This is a genomic window from Paenibacillus konkukensis (genome assembly GCF_023523925.1).
In the GTDB taxonomy this organism is placed as follows: domain Bacteria; phylum Bacillota; class Bacilli; order Paenibacillales; family NBRC-103111; genus Paenibacillus_S; species Paenibacillus_S doosanensis.
Window position 1 is genome coordinate 1,306,192 of the sequence record NZ_CP027059.1, and the last position, 17,563, is coordinate 1,323,754.

The following is a 17,563-nucleotide window of genomic DNA, read 5'->3' on the forward strand; positions in this document are numbered from 1 at the left end:
TTCCTTAAGTTCGTGTAATGAGATATGCCTTCATGTCTGCCGGCCTTCAACCGGGTCGACGGAATGGTCGCGATAGTTGAAATATTTGCCTTCCAACAATCCGATCAACGTTCCGGTAACCCGAACTTCGACGGTATTGGAGCCGCTGCGCAGCATCGATGCAGGACCGCGCCATACATACGGCGACCAGGAACGAACGCCCAAAGCGCGCCCGTTGACCGTCACTTCTACCGTATCGTGCTGCTCCCAATCCGGGAAGCTTAATTCGAACGAATCGCGGGCGTGCGCATCCGTTATTTCAAAGGATCTCTCGTAGCGGATGGCGCCTGCGTAATACGGGTATCCGGCACTGTATTCCGACGGCAGCGACGCCGCCGATTCCGGCTCGGCCGTCAATGCCGGCAAACCGGAAGAATCCCACTCGACGCCGAACGGTCCCTGCAAATAAATCGCATCGACAACGCCGTCCCAATCATGCTCCACCTGCACGTTGACCTTTATTTCGTTGATTCCCGGTTGGATAAACGGGAGAATGTCGCAGGCTATATTTTGATAATCGTATATTTCATGCTTGGCGAAGGAAGCGCGCGTCAGCGTATGCCCGTTAATGCTCAAGGTCCATTCCCCGGAAATCGCCGATGTGTCCATAAACATCCGGCACGCCTGCGGCATCCGGTCGATCCGCACCTCGGTACGGTAAGCGCAAGCGAACGGATAATCCATACTTAGCTTAAGCGGAGTCCCGAACATTTGCCGCAGCTTGACGGGGAACTCCCGTTGTCCGGCGATGTCATCGCACTGATCGATGAACGTTTTGGCTTTGACCTCGTAAGCGGGCAAATCCTCGCCCGGCTCCCCCGCTCTGCCGATCGTGAGCCGGAATGTTTCCAGCCGGAGCGTATTGTCGGACTCGGCTTTCATCGTCCACGGCCCGCGGCTCTCCAGCTCCAGCTGCAGCGACGGTGGAACGAGCGGTCTTTCTTCCTCCGTCTCCCGGTCCGCTTCATTCGCCTCCCATTCTACGGCATAAGACTGGTATGGCGCGAAAGCCAGCGGCAGCGCCCATTCGCCTTCGCGAAGCGTGGCCTCGACCGGATGAGCTTGTCCCGTCTCCAGATTGAGCAAGCGGAAATGGAGGCTGACCGGCGCGCTCTCTTCCGTCCCCACGCCGCGCAGTCGCTGCGGGTCGATACATAGCTGCGCCGAATGGCTGCCGCCCTCCTGATTGCTTACAAAGACGACGCCGCGGCGTTCCGTCAGCTTGCGGCTCTGCATCAGGAACGGCAGCGTATCGCTGTCGGCCGTCAGGCGAACGGCGGACGGCGCGACAAGCTCCAGCAAGGAAAGCAGCACAGCCGGCATATTCTCTGTATTCTGACCGGCAAACGCAGGAATGAAGTAAGCCTCGCGTTTCCCTTTGGTCCAGCCTGGCTGCGGCTTCAAGCCGTTCTCGTTCGACGGCCCGCGGCCTCCCCAATACTGCTCCTGCGTCCGGAAGCCCTCGGCTCCGAACAGTGCAGCCGCTTCCCGCTCCGCGGGACTGCCCGCTTCAATCGCTTCATGCGGAAGCAGGCCGAGCGCGATCACGATGCCGCCATGTTCCGCGAATGCTTGGATTTGCTTCCAAGCGAGTGCTTCCAAATTCGTTATCGGCGGAATGATCAGCACCTCATAAGCCGCATCGCCTATGTTCAGACGGCCGTTCGCAAGCTCGGCCGACGCCAGCAGCTCGGGATCGAGATGATCGAAATCCCGGCGGTTTCGGAGCAGCTCGATGCCGATCGCTTCCCAATCGCCGCGCAGCCGCTCCAGCCGCTGCTTCTCGGCCGGGTCCTCTCCCCCGTATCCGAAGTTATGGAACGGATTGCCGAGCTGCGTCCACAGCGAAGTCGTCGGGTCCAATACGGCGATGCGGATGTCGGCGATGCCTTCGCTCATCAGCCGGCTGATGCGTCCGGTATAATCGCCCAACTGGCGGAAATACGGCCAGTACGGATTTTGCAAAAACTGCGACGGCGGCGCATCATGCTGGGCCAAACCGTCCAGCGTATAGAAAAAGGCGTGAAAGTTATAAAAATTGGCGCCCAGCGCAGCCAATCGGTCGATCATCCATTTGGCGTCCTGAAGCGTCATCGACCAGCCGACGCTGTGGAAGCATTCCACTAGATTGCGCTTGCGGCCGAGCTGCCTAGCCAATGAGCTGATCATCTTCGGGTTATACCGGAGGCTGTTGGCATACCGCTTAAGAATCCATTCCAGCGGCCGGCCCAGCTTCTCGTGTCCCGAATCCCCTCCCGGCACATGGCTGAACGCTTGCGTCGTCATCCGTACGGAAGGCACTTCGGCCACATACTGAAGTCCGTGCTCCTCGCACCAGTCATGGACCTGCTTGTGGTAGGCCTCCCGCAGCAGCAAATGGATCGACTGGTAATACTCGTAACGGATTCGGGCCGCGTCCGGGCTGTCCGCATAGGCGAGAGCGGTCAGGCGCTCCTTCAAATCCAAGCCTGTCCGTTCCTTGAAGTAGCCGGGAAGCTGGTTGGACCATGGCATATTGCCCAGCAAGCCAATCTCGTCCGTAAACATCCCCTTGATCGTGTGCCCGAAAAACTCGCCGACGTAGCGGGCGTACTGTTCATGGGTCATGCGGATGAACGCAGCCATCGCCTCGCGGTTAAGCGGGTCGACGAAGGTGCCGTAATATTTGAAATCCTCGATCTCTTTCTCCAAAAAGACGACCACTTCCCATTCACCCGGCGGCACGTCCCAAATCATTTTATAAATTGTGCGGTAGGTGAAAAATCGTTTGGCGTTGTAGGCGGTCAGCCCTGCTTTTTGAAATAAAGGATCGGCCTGATAATTGCCGATGGTATGGCGGACATCGATCGCCTCTTCCCATCGCTTCTCGCCGTTTTCCGAAACCGGCACCGCCTTGGCGGACAAGATCCGGGCCCAGGGAAGCTCCATCGTATGAGTGGTTCCTCCCGATACGCGTTCGGCTTGATGAACCAGATAAGTATGCTTCGCCTCCGGATGCTCCAGGGTAACCTCGCCGCCCGCAATGCCGCTCGGATACGGGTATTCGTCGTACAGCCATACATGCATGCCGTACCCTTTGGCGCATTCGGCCGCCGTGCGCACCTTCTCAAACCAGGCCTTCGACAAATAAGGAATTTTCAAGCCTTGGCGCGGGCATATAAAAAAACCGCCGACCCCTTTATCGTTCATCTCGGCAATTTGCCGCCGAATTTGTTCATCCTCCATATCCCCGTTCCAAAACCAGAACGGATGAATACGATATTCTGCAGCCGGGTTCTCCATCCATTCTATTGTATCCGCATACATACCGGACAGCCTCCTTCATTGCAATGGCCGTTTCTCGCCTTGCTTCTTATTTCTTATGCTACTCACTGTACCGAATCATGTTCCAAGCGGCAATTGTACTTTTCTTGTAGAGGACCAAAGGGGTTGTGCACTTTCTTGCACAGATTAAACATCCTTGCAGAAGGCCGGTTTTTCAGGCTTTTTACTTGTTGTCGGCTTCTTCCCGCAAATAAAAATGCACTCTCTGGAATCGTCAGCGGAGCATCCGGTGACCGTTTCCAAAGAGTGCTGCTTATTGCGCGTTGATGAATAATTAGATGTCTTGGCTTATAACCGGCGGCAGGCTACGATGCTTTGAACAGCACCCGGCGCCATGTTCTGAAGCCGCCCTTCACTTTCAATATCCGCGACAGCAGGCGCAGCATCGCCAGCAAGACATAAAACACGCGGATTTTGGCTAAAAATTGAATTTCCGATGCCAGCATAACTTTATTATATTGCGGCACGACTTGAATGACCGGCCTCGTTTCCAATTGGATGTAACGAAACAAAAATCCGAGCAGCGATGACTTAAGCCCCCACACCATTCCGGCCGTCATTGCCGTCTCCGCCGCGTCGCCTACTCCCACATTGGTTTTCCAGTGCAGTCGCGTACAGCGGAGATGACTCATCGTAGAGCGCAGCCAATGGTGGAATTGAAAGCAGTTCGCCAGCAAAATCTGCATATTCTCGAACGCTTCCCTAACTTTTTTGCTCGTAATATTCTCTTTCCCGTCCTGTTTCAGCTGCTCGTTCATCTTGTCGACAACCTCGGTTTTCAGCTTTACGCCTTCCTCCATATTCAAAAACTTAATGACCGGAATGGCCAGTTTTCTCTTGACGAGTCCGTACATCGTATGCACGTCCAATATGATCTCGTCATCCTGTTCCATGCGCATGATCGTGAACCGCAGCTGGATGCTGCTGGAAACAAAAATGATGAGCAGGACAACCGCCGCACCTGCAATCCAAGGCCAAATCATGTTCTACCTCCCACGGGCGCTACCTTTCCCGAATACGCCAAAAAACCCCTCATGGCGAAGCTTCGCTTCCGTACATTCAGGAGTTAGTATAGCCCAGCGATGGTAAAACATTCGCAGGAATTATATGTATCGACCGCGATCTATTCCGGTTTGCCGATATCTTCGAAGGTCATCTGCTGCGCGTCGAGCTTCTCGAACAGCAGCCTGGTTTCCTCCTCCAAATTATCATCGGTCTGGAACATCGTCGTTTCCGGCAGCTCTTCGATGCTGCTTAAGGCGAAATAATCGAGAAACGCTTTCGTCGTGCCGTATAAAATAGGCCGTCCCGGCGCATCGGCGCGGTCCACTTCGATAATCAAATCTTTGGCGACCAGCGTCTGCAGCGCTCGCTCCGCTTTGACGCCGCGAATTTCCTCGATTTCCACGCGGGTAATCGGCTGTTTGTAAGCGATAATGGCGAGCGTCTCCAATGCCGCTTGCGACAAGGACGAGCGGGATGGGGAGTAAGCCAGCCGTTCAAAGTAAGGGGCGTGAGCAGGAAGCGTCGTCAATTGAAATGCGCCGGCCATCTCGACAATTTGCAAGCCGCGGCTCTGACGCCGGAAATCCTCCTGCAGCTCCAGCACAAGTTCGCGAATGAAATCAGCATGCTGATCCAACACCTCGGCGAGCTGCTTGGCATCCAGACCTTCGTCCCCTGCCACGAACAGCAAGCCCTCAATAACTGATTTCATCTGTTGAAAATCCATGTGCCTTTCCTTCCTCTCTAGCCTGTATGACAATATCCTCAAACAATCCGTGCTGGTAACAAACAATCGCTTTGACCTTCATAAGCTCCAGCAATGCCAAAAATGTCGTTACGAGACCTTCTCTGGATTCGCTGCGGTCTATCAGCCGCGAGAACATGATCGAGCCGCCGGATTGCTCCAATATGTCCACGACCTCGCGCATCCGGTCTTTGACCGAAATTTCGTCCTTGCGGATTTTGGCGACGAGATTTCGGCTCTCCATCCGCCGCAATGCCCGCTGGAACGCGTACACCAAGTCCGCAACATGAAGCCCTTTCACAGGATTCTCCACGACTATAGGCACATAAGGAGTCAAATCCTCAGGCTCGCGGGTATAAATAAGACTGCGTTCCAGTTCCTTGTCCCGGAGATGGTCCGCAATCGCTTTATACTTCCTGTATTCGACCAGCTTGGCGACGAGTTCTGAACGAGGATCGTAATCCTCGTCCATCATGTAGTCGTCATATTCGAACTCGATGACAGGCGGCTTCGGCAGCAGCATTTGGCTCTTGATCGACAGCAGCGTCGCCGCCATCACCAGAAATTCGCTTGTAATGTCCAGCTCCAGCTCCTGCATAGCGTCCAGATATTCCATGTACTGGTCGGTAATCTCTTTAATCGGTATGTTATAGATATCGATCTCTGATTTGTCTATCAGGTGAAGCAGCAAATCAAGGGGGCCTTCAAACATATCCAGCTTGTATGTCACTTTCTCCAAGTAGAATTTCCCCCTAAAAGTTTTGCGAAGCAAAACTGTCTTCGTAAGCATAAGCTTTGAGTTTTGCGAAGCAAAACCGCCGATAAATTTCGACATCTTACCTATTGTAAATTAGGAAAGCTGTTTGGTCAAATTCGCCATCTCGATAGCCGTCGTGGCAGCCTCCCAGCCTTTGTTGCCGGCCTTCGTTCCGGCGCGCTCCACGGCTTGCTCGATCGAATCGGTCGTCAGCACGCCGAAGATCGTCGGAACGCCCGTCTTCAGACTGATTGCCGCCACGCCTTTGGCCGCTTCGTTGCAGACGTAATCGAAATGAGGCGTTGATCCGCGAATGACCGCGCCCAGCGTAATGACGGCGTCGTACTTGCCGCTTTCCGCCATTTTTAGAGCGATCAGGGAAATTTCGAACGCGCCCGGCACCCAAGCGATTTCCACTTCATCATCCGTTGCGCCGTGACGCTTGAGCGCGTCCAAAGCGCCTCCGAGCAGCTTGCTCGTAATAAATTCGTTAAATCTGCCGACGACGATGCCGTACTTTAATCCTTTGGATACTAAATGTCCTTCGTATACTTTCGCCATGTTTGTTCAACATCCTTCCGAATATCATGTTATTTTTTACGCTGAGTGCAGCCGATCGTCGTTAAAAACGGAGCATGTGACCGAGCTTCTCCTGCTTGGTGTGCAAGTAATTCGAATTCGATTCGTTCTCTTCCATCTGGATCGGAACCCGCTCGACCACTTTCAGACCGTAGCCTTCGAGCCCTTTAATCTTGCGCGGGTTGTTGGTCAAAAGCCGGATTTCCGTGATGCCGAGATCCTTAAGAATTTGCGCGCCGATGCCGTAATCCCGCAAATCCGGGGCAAAACCGAGCTTCAGGTTGGCGTCGACCGTATCCAGCCCCTGCTCCTGCAGCACATACGCTTTCAGCTTATTGATCAGCCCGATGCCGCGGCCTTCCTGACGCATATACAGCAATACGCCTGAGCCCGCTTCGTCGATCTGCTTCAGCGCGGCATTCAGCTGCGGCCCGCAGTCGCAGCGGTGCGAATGAAACACATCGCCGGTCAAGCATTCCGAATGCACCCGCACGAGCGTCGGCACACTGCCGTCGATCGTTCCCTTGACCAGCGCGACATGCTCCTTCTGATCGAGCACATTCGTATAAGCGATGGCGGTAAACTCGCCGTAATCGGTCGGCAGCTTGGCCTCGACTTCGCGCTTGATCAGGTTTTCCTTATGATTGCGATACTGGATCAAATCTTGAATCGTAACGATCTTCATATCGTGCTTGCGGCTGAATTCCATCAGCTCCGGCACCCGCGCCATTTCGCCGTCTTCCTTGATGATCTCGCAGATGACGGCCGCGGGATACGAGCCGCACAGTCGCGCCAGATCCACCGCCGCTTCCGTGTGGCCGGCTCTTCTGAGCACGCCGCCCTGCTTGGCGATCAGCGGAAAAATATGCCCCGGACGGCGGAAGCTCTGCGCCTTGGTCGTCGGATCGATCAGCGCTTGGACCGTGTGCGAGCGCTCGGAAGCGGAGATACCCGTCGTCGTCTCCGCATGGTCTACCGACACCGTGAACGCCGTTCCGTGGTAGTCGGTGTTGCGCGTCACCATCGGCGGCAGCTCCAGCTCCTGCGCGCGCTCCTGGGTAATCGGCGCGCATACGAGTCCGCGGCCTTCCTTGATCATGAAGTTGATCACCTCCGGCGTCGCTCTCTCCGCCACCGCGATAAAATCGCCTTCGTTCTCGCGGTCCTCGTCGTCGACGACGATCACAATTTTGCCCTGCTTCAAATCTTCGACGGCTTCCTCGATCGTATGAAATTGAAACGAAGTATCCATGGTCCTTCCCGCCTTTCGTTCGTATCGGTTCGTTAAATTCGCTCAGATGCAGCCGTTACATGAATCCGTTCTCCGTCAGAAAAGCTTCCGTAAGCCCGCCCTGCCTGCGCGCCGGCTCCTGTTTGGACCTGCCGAGCAAAAGCTTCTCCATATATTTGCCCAATACGTCCGCTTCAAGATTCACTTCGTCCCCGGGCTTTTTGTTCTGCAGCACGGTTTGCGCCAGCGTATGCGGTATGATCGATACGGTAAAGCTCCGTTCGGTCACATCCACCAGCGTCAGGCTGATGCCGTCGACCGTGATGGAGCCGTGGGGAATCATATACTTCAATATGCCCTTATCTTCGGGCTCGATTTGAAATACGACTGCATTCTCCTCCGGCGTCCTTCCCGCAATCGTTCCCGTCGAATCGACATGCCCCTGAACGATATGCCCTCCGAAGCGTCCGCCCGCCAGCATAGCCCGCTCCAAATTGACCGGGTCCCCTGCATGCAGCTTGCGCAAGGTCGTACGCCGGAACGTCTCCGGCATGACATCGACGGTAATCGAAGCCTCGTCGTACTGAACGACCGTCAGGCAGACGCCGTTCACGGCGATGCTGTCGCCGAGACGAACGTCCTCCAGAATCGTCCGGGCCCCGATGGTCAAGATCATCGCCTGCCCCTGCTTCGAGATTCTGCGCATCGCGCCGATCTCTTCGATGATGCCTGTGAACATTAGCTGGCTCCCCCTCGCTTTTCGTAATTAGGATACCCGGCTATGCAGACATCCTCTCCGAATTGCCGCACCGTCATCCGCTCCAGCCGGACGGCATCCTGCATCCGTTCGAACCCTTCGAACTCGAAATTCCCCGATGCGTCCTTTCCTCCGATGATCTTCGGAGCAAAGAACAGCAGCAGCTTATCGATGAGCCCTTGCTCCAGCATCGATCCGTTTAACCGGCCTCCGCCCTCCAGCAGCACGGAGGAAATCTCGTGCTCGCCGACAAGCGTCATCGCCCGCTTCAGGTCGACTCGGGGGCCGGCTCCCGCCGCCCATACCAGAACCCCGGCCTGCTCAAGCTGGCGCCGCTTCGTCTCATCGGCCCGCTCCGTCGTCAGTACAATCGTCTGCGCCGACCGGTCCCGGACCACCTTCGCGCCCAGCGGCAGCCTTAAGCCGGAATCGACGATAAGCCGGGTCGGATTCAAAGCCGGCACATCCAAGCGGGTCGTCAGCAGCGGATCGTCGCTGAGCACGGTTCCGATGCCGACCATAATGGCTTGATGGCGATGCCGCAGCGTATGTACATACGCTCTCGATTCGGCGTTCGTAATCCATTTGCTATCCCCCGAACGCGAAGCGATCTTGCCGTCCAGCGTGCTTGCCGTCTTCAAGGTGACGAACGGCTGCTGCGTCCGGATATACTTGTTGAACGCTTCGTTCAAACGGCACGCTTCCTCCTGAAGCACGCCCGTTGTGACTTCGAGCCCGTGCTGCCGTAATCGCTCGATCCCCGTCCCGGCGACGACCGGATTCGGATCGGTGCAGCCGACGACCACGCGCTTCACCTTTTCCTTGATCAGCCGGTCGCTGCACGGAGGCGTTTTGCCGTAATGGCTGCACGGCTCCAGGGTGACGTAGGCGGTGCTCCCTTCCGCTTCGGGTCCGGCCATCTGCAGCGCGTGAATTTCCGCATGCGGCGTGCCGCGCTTCAAATGGGCTCCCATGCCGACAATGCGCCCGTTCTTCACGAGGACGCAGCCTACGGCAGGATTGATTCCGGTTTGGCCTGCAGCCCCTTCGGCCAGCTGCAGGGCCAGCTTCATGTAATATTCGTCGTTTAACAGCTCCACCGGAACCGCCCCTTTCCTTCGATCGCATTTCGAATCGTACTCAAATAAAGCCCGCTTCTCCAATCAGGAAAAGGGGCTTTGACTTTTTGACAGGCATACGCAAAAACACAGAACCGTAGCGTCAAGCTGCGGCAGCCTTGCAACCAATAACGGACAACGCAAAACTAAACAGTGCAAACTGCCTGTTTTGAAAAAAAGTCCGTTCTGTTTCAAGAACATCCGCTGCAATACAACGCCGTTCGCATTTTTCCTTCTCCCATCCAGACTATACTGTCGGTCTCGGAGTTGCACCGAGTCAGCCGGCCGCGGATACCGCGGCTCGGGTCACGGACTGAGCGACAGGCGCAAAGCGCGCCTCGCATCACCGCCGGTGGGGAATCTCACCCCGCCCCGAAGGAAACCTTTATTCAACTAAACGATACCGCCGGCCGAATCACCGACGTTGTGAGAAATAATATCATCAACACCGCAAAATTGCAACATGTTTATGGTTTGCTTGAACCGCTGCCGTCGGCAAAAGGTTTGTACGACGAATTAAAATGATCCATGTCGATGCCGTCCCAAATGTTCTTGACGTTGACCTTTCCGGGATCGGCGAATACAAGAAACGCCGTGGGCAAATAGCGCATTCCGTAGCTGCTTGAAGGCTTGTTCACGACCTTATTGTCCTTCACCAGCACCGAAGAGGAGCCTCCGTCCAGATTGGCGGCCGTCACCGCCCCGCGCTCCAGCAGCAGCTTCTGCACGTCATAGAGCGTGGCCCCGATCGAATATCCCGGCTGTCTGCCGTCGATGACGACGAACATGATCGTGCCGTCCTGCTTCTGCGCCATGCATGTGCGCGGAGCGATCCCCCAGCCGTCGGCCTCGTTCTTGATCAGGCCTTTGCCGTTCACGATAAATTTGGGCTGAAACGTTACGGCGTCCCGCACGCCCATATCGAGCAGCTCGGACGGCTTGTACCGGCCCGCCACCATCAGCCCGTTGCGGTCGATGCCGACGACATTGACCGGATCGTTCATCCCAGCGTCGCTGTACAGCAGCTTGCCTCCCGACATGACGATGCCTGCGGGCTTAAAGCCGTTGCCGTCCCAGTTCGGATCGTCGAAGGCGCCGCCGTTCACCCCGGCGATAGCTCCCGTCCGCTGCACCATGCTAAGAATTTGCTCGCCCTGCCCGACGATGCTCGTCGTGACGACGCGAATCATCTTCGGATCGTGCACATACAATATTTGGCCTTTAAAACTTTTCCCTTCGACCTGCTCCACTTCCACTTGCTTGCTCGCCTGCGCAGCCAAATCGATATTGTGCTGATCCTTCACCTGGGCCATCTCATCGAAGCGCTTCTCGTAATCGGCCACGCGCCGGTCCAGTTCCGCCTGCCCGATCAAATATTTGGCCCACTGCCGATGCTGCGTCGTAATCAGCGTATCCGCAGCCATATAGCGCAAGGTCGAGCCCGAAGCCGTCAAATAGAACCATCCGACGCCTCCGAGCCCTACCCCAAGCAGCACGATCAGCGCGTACAGGAAACCGCGTCTCTTCCGCCTGCGAACGGCCTTGCGTTTCCTCTTGCCGACGCTTGTTTGAACCGATAATCCTTGGTTGCTTTGCAAGGAAATAACCTACTTTCATTCTAGTAATCTGGCTGCCTAATAGATATTAAAACAATACCATGAAAAAAACATGAAAATGAACTGGTAATGAAATGAATCATAGCGTTTTCACAAGAAAAAGGCCGAGTCATCCCTTGAAGACAAGGGTCTCGGCCTGGCTTGTACAGCTTAAAAAGATGCGCAGAATGCGCCTTTTACTTATACTTCGACGACTTTGACCGATTCCATACGGTCTCTGCCTTTGAACTCGTCTACGAGCTCCATGCCGGAGACGACTTTGCCGAACACAGTATGCTGTCCGTCCAAATGCGGCTGCGGCTGATAGCAAATATAGAACTGGCTGCCCCCGGTATTGCGGCCTGCATGCGCCATCGCGAGGGAGCCGCGCTCGTGCTTGTTCGGGTTGATTTCGCAGTTGATTTGGTATCCGGGACCGCCTGTGCCTGTTCCTTGCGGGCAGCCGCCTTGAGCTACGAAGCCGGGAATAACGCGGTGAAACACCAGCCCGTCGTAGAAGCCTTCGTTAGCCAGCTTCTCGAAGTTCGCTACCGTATTCGGCGCGTCCTTTTCAAACAGATCGATAACGACTTCGCCGCCAGCGGCGAGCTTAATATGTGCTTGTTTTGCCATAATGTATGTACACTCCTTTTAGAGGCCCGGTAATGTGCGGCCGGCGGCCGCCTTTTCCCGGACTTTTATATGTTCAATGCTTCTTATTGTACTATAAACGGGGCACCGTTCACAAATCGTTTGTTTACAACAAAACAAAACAGCCGGTCCCTTGCTGTTAGCGCAAGGACCGGCTGCTCTAGAATACGGCGGATAGGCGCCGCGGTTAGACGGTTTTGGACACCTGCTTCATGCGCGACGGAACGACGTCGTTGCCGACGATATTGTCGTAGGACTCCCGCTTGACGACGATGTCCGCTTCGCCGTCCTTGACGAAAACGACCGCCGGACGGCGAATCCGGTTGTAGTTGCTCGCCATCGCGTAATTGTAGGCTCCGGTGCACGATACGGCCAAAATATCGCCGCTGTTCACCTTCGGAAGCTGAATGTCCCAAATCAGCATATCGCCGCTTTCGCAGCATTTGCCGGCGATCGAGACGAGCTCATCCTCGGCCTCGCCCGCGCGGTTGGCCAGCATCGCCTCGTAGCGAGCTTCGTACAAAGCCGGCCGCGGGTTGTCGGCCATTCCTCCGTCGACGGCGACATATTTGCGAACGCCGGGAATGTCCTTGTAGGTTCCGACCGTATACAGCGTCGTACCGGAATCGCCTACGATACTGCGGCCCGGCTCCACCCAAATTTCCGGAACGGGATAGCCGTACTTCCCGAAATTTTCTTTGACGGAGCTTGTAATAGCCTCCACGTACTTCGCTACCGGCAGCGGCGTATCGCCATCCACGTAACGGATGCCGAAGCCTCCGCCAAGGTTGACGACCGAGAACAGCACATCCAGCTCATCGCGGACTTTGGCGGCGAAAGCGATCACTTTATCCACCGCCAATTGAAAGCCTTCGACTTCGAAGATTTGCGAGCCGATATGGGAATGCACGCCGAGCAGCTCGATGTAAGGAAGCGCGATCGCTTCCTGCACCGCGCGGTAAGCGGAACCGTTATCCAGATCGAGACCGAATTTGGAATCGATCTGGCCTGTCGAAATATATTCGTGCGTATGCGCTTCTACGCCCGGAGTGAGACGGAACAAAATGTTCACCTTCTGCCGCTTCTCTCCGGCAATCGCGTTCAGCATATGCAGCTCTACCATATTGTCTACGACAAAGCAGCCGATTTGCGCGTCGATCGCCATCTCGATCTCCTGAGGCGATTTGTTGTTGCCGTGAAAATGGATGCGTTCGGCCGGAAATCCGGCCTGCAGCGCCGTATACAGCTCTCCGTCGGAGACGACGTCAAGGGACATTCCCTCCTCTTCGGCGATGCGGCACATCGCCATGACGCAAAACGCCTTGCTGGCATAGGCCACCTGAAATTTCAAGCCCGATGCGCGGAACGCCTCCACGTATTCGCGGCAGCGCTGACGGATTAACGCTTCATCCATCACATAGAGCGGGGTGCCGAAACGCTCGACCAAGTCGATGGTGTCGCAGCCGCCGATTTGCAAATGCCCTTTGTCGTTGATTTTACTGGTTCCATGTAAGTACATTATCCGTTTTCCCTCTTCCCCTGAACATTAACTCTAAGGTACCATAATCGGCGGCCGGCTGACAATGAGAAAAACCGGAGCGGCCGCCCAAACTGTCGGCCGCTTCTCCGGTACAACACACTTCCCCTTCTCCCGCTTGCCGATCATACCTTCGGCTGGCGGGTGCTGTCCTGCGTGCGGGTCAGACTCATCCGCGTTTTCGCGGTCAGGAACGGACGGCGGACCAATATTTCGTTCAGCGCCTTGAAGTTGAACGGAATGAACGGCCACATATATGGCGCGTTATACGATCTGCGGCTTGCCAGGTACAGCAGCCAGACCGTGAAGCCGATGACGACTCCGGGCACCTTGAAGACGGCGGCGGCGACGAGCAGGACGAGCCTGGTCAGCCGATTGGCGAGACTAAGCTCATAGCTCGGGGTTGCGAACGTCCCTACTGCGGCGATCGCCAAATACAGAATGACCTCATTGACGAACAAACCGCTCTTGACGGCGACATCGCCGACCAGAATGGCCGCCACCAAGCCCATCGCGGTAGCCAGCGGGGTCGGGGTATGGACTGCGGCCATCCGCATCAGATCGATCCCAAGCTCGGCGATCAGAAACTGGGCCAAGAGCGGCAGCCGTCCGTTTTTCTGCGGCCCGATGAATTCAAGCCCGGCCGGCTTCAGCTCCGGCGAAGTCACGAGCAGAAACCATAGCGGCAGGAGGAAGATCGAGGCGGCGATCCCGATAAACCGCACCCAGCGAAGATACGTGCCGACGGTCGGCGTCTGCCGGTATTCCTCGGCATGCTGTACGTGATGGAAGAACGTCGTTGGCAAAATAATAACGCTCGGCGACGTATCGACGAAGACGGCGACATGCCCTTCGAGCAAATGGACGGATACGATGTCCGGCCGCTCCGAATACCGGACCATCGGATACGGGTTCCAGCTTTTCCCGATGATAGCCTCTTCCAGCTGCTTCTCCGCCAATGGCAAGCCGTCCACATCGACCTGCTGGATTTTGTCGCGGATCGCCTCCACGAGCTCGGCATCGCAAATGTCGTCGATATAAGCCATGCAAATATCGGTATGCGTGCGGCGTCCGGCCCGCAGCATTTCCAGCTTCAGCTTGGGGTCGCGAATCCGGCGGCGGACGAGCGTCACGTTCGTCAGCAGCGTCTCGACGAAGCCGTCTCTGGCGCCCCGGACCACGCGCTCCAGATCGGGTTCCTCCGTCGAGCGGACCGGGAAGGACTTGGCGTCCACTACAATCGCCGTCGTCGAGCCTTCGAAGAAGAAGCCGGAGGCTCCCATCGACACGTTATCGATCACTTCGCTGAGCTTATCGGTCTCCTTAACCTGAATGTGCGGGATGATCGCATCCATGAAAAATTGGACCGCGTCCTGACCTTCGCCGCTTTGAACCGTATGGGCCACCGGCGATTCGCTCAAATCTCCGTCCAGCGTCCGGTTCCCGATTTCGGCTGCGGACATCCGGTCCAAAATCATCGTCAGAACGGTATCTTTAGCGAAGCCGTTATAATAGAAAATGCCTGTCTTATGCCCGCCGAACACCATTTCGCGGAAGACGACGTCGAAGCTTTGATTCAGGCCGACCTGTTTTTCCAGCTCTTTCTTCAGGTCCTTGAAATCCGCAGCGATGCGATCCTTCTCATCGTCTGGGCCCTTGCGCTTCGCCGAGCGTTCCGAATCGTCCCGTTCCGGCTCGCGGCCTTCCCGCTTCTCTTCCTCATCCTCTTCTTTAAATTCGGGCGGACGCCAGTCGTAGGCAGAGGGGAGAATATTGCCTTCGCGATCGATTTCAAGCTTCGGCTCCTCCGCGGGCCGGTCTTCATGACCGGACAACGGCTTCGGTTTGATAGGCATTTTTTTCATAAGCAAGACAACTCCCTTCTTCTGGTAAATAAATCCGCAGCTTGCTGATCAGCCGCCGTCAGCCGAGAAAATTAAGCCAATCCAGCAGAGAACCGAGCACTTTCCCGAAAATCATCGCCATAAGCAGCCAGATCATGTAAGATCCCATCCCTATTCGCTTGGCCAATATAGGCAGCACGTTGACGACCTCGGTAAGCGCTCCTGCCAGCATTCCCACGAAACAGCCGGCCAGCAAGCCGAATAAAGCCGCAGCCAGCGGAAAGAAGGAATAAGACCAATTGAAAAAATCGGACAGCGTAAAAAACAGCGAGCCGACAATGACCGAGCCTTCATACCACCGGATCATATGGTACGAGCGCGATATTTGGGCCAGACGCGGAATCACGTCCAGCACGACGAGGAAAGCGACCATCCCGCTGCCGACGGCGATTCCTCCGGCCAATCCGACAAATAGCTGCAGCGGCACCGACCACCATCCGCTCATGGCCTTTCCTCCGTTTCGTGAATTTTGGCGTATTCTTCGGTGATCACGTAAGTGTTGACATTTTCCTGATACAGGAACATTTCAACCTCCAGCGGGCTCGGCTCTTCGTTGAATTTCTTTTTGAACAAATGGTTGAAAAAAATAATCATCCCGACGCCGATTCCCACCGAATACGGAATTTGCAGCAGCAGCGGATGCTCCACCCATCGGCCTGTAAGCAGTTGATAAATGCGCTGGTGAACCTCGGCCATGCTGACGTCGGCATGAAAGTTCATAATAGCCAGACCCGAGCCTACAAATAAAAGAAGCCAGACCGCAATAATCTGGATCATATTAGGCGGCTTCCGCGCTTCATATACTTCCACAAGACAGTGAGGCTCGCCGAACAGCTCGATTTGCATGTGCGGCTGCAGCCTTCTTACTTTTTCCGCAATCAGCATCATATCGATTAATATTTTGTTACCCTCGCGTTCCTTGGGCTGATGAAGCAGCAGCCGGTTTAGCGGCGTTTCGTATTCGGGATCGACCAACAGCTGTGCTATCCGGCCAAGGTAAATTGGCTCGCCCCGGCGTACGCAGATTCGTTTGCGCAAGCGGATATACAAGGTTGGATTGGAGTTTGTTGTCATCCCATTCACTCCCTTGTGCATTTATCCCATAGTATGAATAGATCGGCGCTCCCGTAGTCGCTTTTGGCCCCTGCCAATAATTCACTTATCGCCGTGTATAATGGAGCCGTTTTTTTGAAAAATTATAAGCAACACTCCATTTCCCGAGAAAGGATGTTTCTTATGGGTAAAGTCGCATTGACATTGGTGATTATAGGGGCGCTGAACTGGCTGCTTGTCGGTTTGTTTCAATGGGATCTGGTGACGGCCATTTTCGGCGGGGAAATTCATCGGACTTCGTCCGGCATCAGCCGAATCGTATACACGCTCGTCGGATTATCCGGCTTGTATTGCCTGAAATATTTGTTTATGGACGAATCGCGGGCCAGATAACGCGCTCCTGCCGCGATTGGCCGGACAGCGCAAACAGACCGGGTGAACGGCAAGAAGGCCGCGACCGGTCTGTTTAACGGCAACGCAAAAGGCACGAGAAAAAACCAAACAGCCGCTATTGGGCTATTTGGTCCTTGATGGATTGCAATATTTTCTTCTCCAGCCTTGACACCTGAACCTGGGAGATGCCGAGCCTGCTTGCCACCTCGGACTGCGTCTGGTCGCGGAAATAGCGCAAATAGACGATCAACCGCTCCCTCTCCGACAAACTCCCTATCGCTTCGTTCAAGGCCAGCTTCTCAAACCATTTGTCCTGGGCGTCGTCGGCAATCTGATCCATCAGCGTAATCGGATCTCCATCGTTCTCGAAAACGGTCTCATGGATCGAAGACAGAGGCTTGTTCGCCTCCTGCGCAAAAACGACGTCCTCAGGGGAAATCTGCAGTTCGTCGGCCACTTCCGTAATCGTAGGCAGCCGGCCGTGACGCTTGGACAGCTCATCCTTCGTCTTGCGAATTTTGTTCGCGAGCTCCTTCAGCGATCTGCTGACCTTCAGCGTCCCGTCATCCCGCAGAAATCGTTGTATTTCGCCAATGATCATAGGCACTGCATAAGTAGAGAACTTGACGTCGTAAGACAAATCGAATTTGTCCACCGATTTCAACAATCCAATGCAGCCAATTTGGAACAAATCCTCGGCTTCGTAACCCCGATTCAAAAAGCGCTGCACTACGGACCAAACCAGACGGATGTTGCAATTCACCAGCGTCTCTCTGGCAAGCGCGTCTCCGGATTGACTTAAAGCAATTAACCTTTTGACTTCGGCATCATCCAAATAGCTGTGGGAGGCATGTTTCAAATCGACATCCATAGAT

At 55.3% G+C, this 17,563-nt stretch carries 16 protein-coding genes and 1 riboswitch; of the genes, 1 reads left to right on the top strand and 15 read right to left on the bottom strand.

Annotated elements, in window-relative coordinates:
• Positions 1–30: 30 nt before the first annotated feature.
• The 14 genes from SK3146_RS05720 to SK3146_RS05785 form a co-directional block, all read right to left on the bottom strand.
• On the bottom strand, positions 31–3,345 hold the full coding sequence (locus SK3146_RS05720; RefSeq protein ID WP_249864174.1) for a glycosyl hydrolase: 3,315 nt from the start codon (positions 3,343–3,345) through the stop codon (positions 31–33).
• Positions 3,346–3,668: 323 nt separating this feature from the next.
• On the bottom strand, positions 3,669–4,346 hold the full coding sequence (locus SK3146_RS05725; RefSeq protein WP_249864175.1) for a DUF2953 domain-containing protein: 678 nt from the start codon (positions 4,344–4,346) through the stop codon (positions 3,669–3,671).
• A gap of 140 nt (positions 4,347–4,486) precedes the next feature.
• Entirely contained in the window at positions 4,487–5,095 is a 609-nt protein-coding gene (gene scpB / locus SK3146_RS05730) for an SMC-Scp complex subunit ScpB (protein ID WP_249864176.1), read from the bottom strand.
• Positions 5,064–5,903 (bottom strand): segregation and condensation protein A, encoded by an 840-nt coding sequence (locus SK3146_RS05735; RefSeq protein ID WP_434006859.1) that lies wholly within the window; start codon positions 5,901–5,903, stop codon positions 5,064–5,066. Before SK3146_RS05735 ends, scpB begins: the two co-directional genes overlap by 32 nt.
• Before the next feature lie 60 nt (positions 5,904–5,963).
• On the bottom strand, positions 5,964–6,431 hold the full coding sequence (gene ribH / locus SK3146_RS05740) for a 6,7-dimethyl-8-ribityllumazine synthase (protein WP_249864177.1): 468 nt from the start codon (positions 6,429–6,431) through the stop codon (positions 5,964–5,966).
• A gap of 61 nt (positions 6,432–6,492) precedes the next feature.
• Positions 6,493–7,701, bottom strand: coding sequence for a bifunctional 3,4-dihydroxy-2-butanone-4-phosphate synthase/GTP cyclohydrolase II (locus tag SK3146_RS05745; RefSeq protein ID WP_249864178.1), 1,209 nt, complete (start codon positions 7,699–7,701; stop codon positions 6,493–6,495).
• Between the two features lie 55 nt (positions 7,702–7,756).
• The gene (gene ribE / locus SK3146_RS05750; protein ID WP_249864179.1) at positions 7,757–8,419 is read right to left on the bottom strand and encodes a riboflavin synthase; all 663 of its coding nucleotides are present in this window, start codon (positions 8,417–8,419) and stop codon (positions 7,757–7,759) included.
• Positions 8,419–9,537: a bifunctional diaminohydroxyphosphoribosylaminopyrimidine deaminase/5-amino-6-(5-phosphoribosylamino)uracil reductase RibD gene (gene ribD / locus SK3146_RS05755; RefSeq protein ID WP_249864180.1), complete on the bottom strand. Its 1,119-nt coding sequence runs from the start codon at positions 9,535–9,537 to the stop codon at positions 8,419–8,421. The genes ribE and ribD overlap by 1 nt, the downstream gene beginning before the upstream one ends.
• A gap of 244 nt (positions 9,538–9,781) precedes the next feature.
• Positions 9,782–9,939: riboswitch (FMN riboswitch) on the bottom strand.
• An 83-nt stretch (positions 9,940–10,022) separates the two neighbouring features.
• Positions 10,023–11,159, bottom strand: a complete 1,137-nt coding sequence (locus tag SK3146_RS05760; protein WP_434006887.1) for a phosphodiester glycosidase family protein — start codon at positions 11,157–11,159, stop codon at positions 10,023–10,025.
• Between the two features lie 192 nt (positions 11,160–11,351).
• Entirely contained in the window at positions 11,352–11,783 is a 432-nt protein-coding gene (locus SK3146_RS05765; RefSeq protein WP_249864181.1) for a peptidylprolyl isomerase, read from the bottom strand.
• Positions 11,784–11,988: 205 nt separating this feature from the next.
• Complete coding sequence (gene lysA / locus SK3146_RS05770; protein WP_249864182.1) at positions 11,989–13,320, bottom strand: diaminopimelate decarboxylase; 1,332 nt, start codon at positions 13,318–13,320, stop codon at positions 11,989–11,991.
• A gap of 143 nt (positions 13,321–13,463) precedes the next feature.
• Positions 13,464–15,203: a spore germination protein gene (locus SK3146_RS05775; RefSeq protein WP_434006860.1), complete on the bottom strand. Its 1,740-nt coding sequence runs from the start codon at positions 15,201–15,203 to the stop codon at positions 13,464–13,466.
• A gap of 58 nt (positions 15,204–15,261) precedes the next feature.
• On the bottom strand, positions 15,262–15,687 hold the full coding sequence (locus SK3146_RS05780; protein ID WP_249864183.1) for a stage V sporulation protein AB: 426 nt from the start codon (positions 15,685–15,687) through the stop codon (positions 15,262–15,264).
• Positions 15,684–16,316 carry a stage V sporulation protein AA gene (locus SK3146_RS05785; protein WP_249864184.1) on the bottom strand — a complete coding sequence of 211 codons (633 nt, stop codon included), beginning with the start codon at positions 16,314–16,316 and terminating at the stop codon, positions 15,684–15,686. The genes SK3146_RS05780 and SK3146_RS05785 overlap by 4 nt, the downstream gene beginning before the upstream one ends.
• Before the next feature lie 162 nt (positions 16,317–16,478).
• On the opposite strand from SK3146_RS05785, the gene SK3146_RS05790 reads away from it, so the two are divergent.
• Positions 16,479–16,688: a DUF378 domain-containing protein gene (locus tag SK3146_RS05790; protein ID WP_249864185.1), complete on the top strand. Its 210-nt coding sequence runs from the start codon at positions 16,479–16,481 to the stop codon at positions 16,686–16,688.
• 115 nt (positions 16,689–16,803) lie between these two features.
• Here SK3146_RS05790 and sigF read toward each other — a convergent pair whose 3' ends face one another.
• Positions 16,804–17,559, bottom strand: a complete 756-nt coding sequence (sigF, locus tag SK3146_RS05795) for an RNA polymerase sporulation sigma factor SigF (protein ID WP_249864186.1) — start codon at positions 17,557–17,559, stop codon at positions 16,804–16,806.
• Positions 17,560–17,563 lie beyond the last annotated feature (4 nt).

Coding starts and splice junctions, on each gene's coding strand:
- SK3146_RS05720 (WP_249864174.1), bottom strand. CDS start 3,345: ATGTATGCGGATACAATAGAATGGATGGAGAACCCGGCTGCAGAATAT.
- SK3146_RS05725 (WP_249864175.1), bottom strand. CDS start 4,346: ATGATTTGGCCTTGGATTGCAGGTGCGGCGGTTGTCCTGCTCATCATT.
- scpB (WP_249864176.1), bottom strand. CDS start 5,095: ATGGATTTTCAACAGATGAAATCAGTTATTGAGGGCTTGCTGTTCGTG.
- SK3146_RS05735 (WP_434006859.1), bottom strand. CDS start 5,903: ATGCTTACGAAGACAGTTTTGCTTCGCAAAACTTTTAGGGGGAAATTC.
- ribH (WP_249864177.1), bottom strand. CDS start 6,431: ATGGCGAAAGTATACGAAGGACATTTAGTATCCAAAGGATTAAAGTAC.
- SK3146_RS05745 (WP_249864178.1), bottom strand. CDS start 7,701: ATGGATACTTCGTTTCAATTTCATACGATCGAGGAAGCCGTCGAAGAT.
- ribE (WP_249864179.1), bottom strand. CDS start 8,419: ATGTTCACAGGCATCATCGAAGAGATCGGCGCGATGCGCAGAATCTCG.
- SK3146_RS05765 (WP_249864181.1), bottom strand. CDS start 11,783: ATGGCAAAACAAGCACATATTAAGCTCGCCGCTGGCGGCGAAGTCGTT.
- lysA (WP_249864182.1), bottom strand. CDS start 13,320: ATGTACTTACATGGAACCAGTAAAATCAACGACAAAGGGCATTTGCAA.
- SK3146_RS05775 (WP_434006860.1), bottom strand. CDS start 15,203: ATGAAAAAAATGCCTATCAAACCGAAGCCGTTGTCCGGTCATGAAGAC.
- SK3146_RS05780 (WP_249864183.1), bottom strand. CDS start 15,687: ATGAGCGGATGGTGGTCGGTGCCGCTGCAGCTATTTGTCGGATTGGCC.
- SK3146_RS05785 (WP_249864184.1), bottom strand. CDS start 16,316: ATGACAACAAACTCCAATCCAACCTTGTATATCCGCTTGCGCAAACGA.
- SK3146_RS05790 (WP_249864185.1), top strand. CDS start 16,479: ATGGGTAAAGTCGCATTGACATTGGTGATTATAGGGGCGCTGAACTGG.
- sigF (WP_249864186.1), bottom strand. CDS start 17,559: ATGGATGTCGATTTGAAACATGCCTCCCACAGCTATTTGGATGATGCC.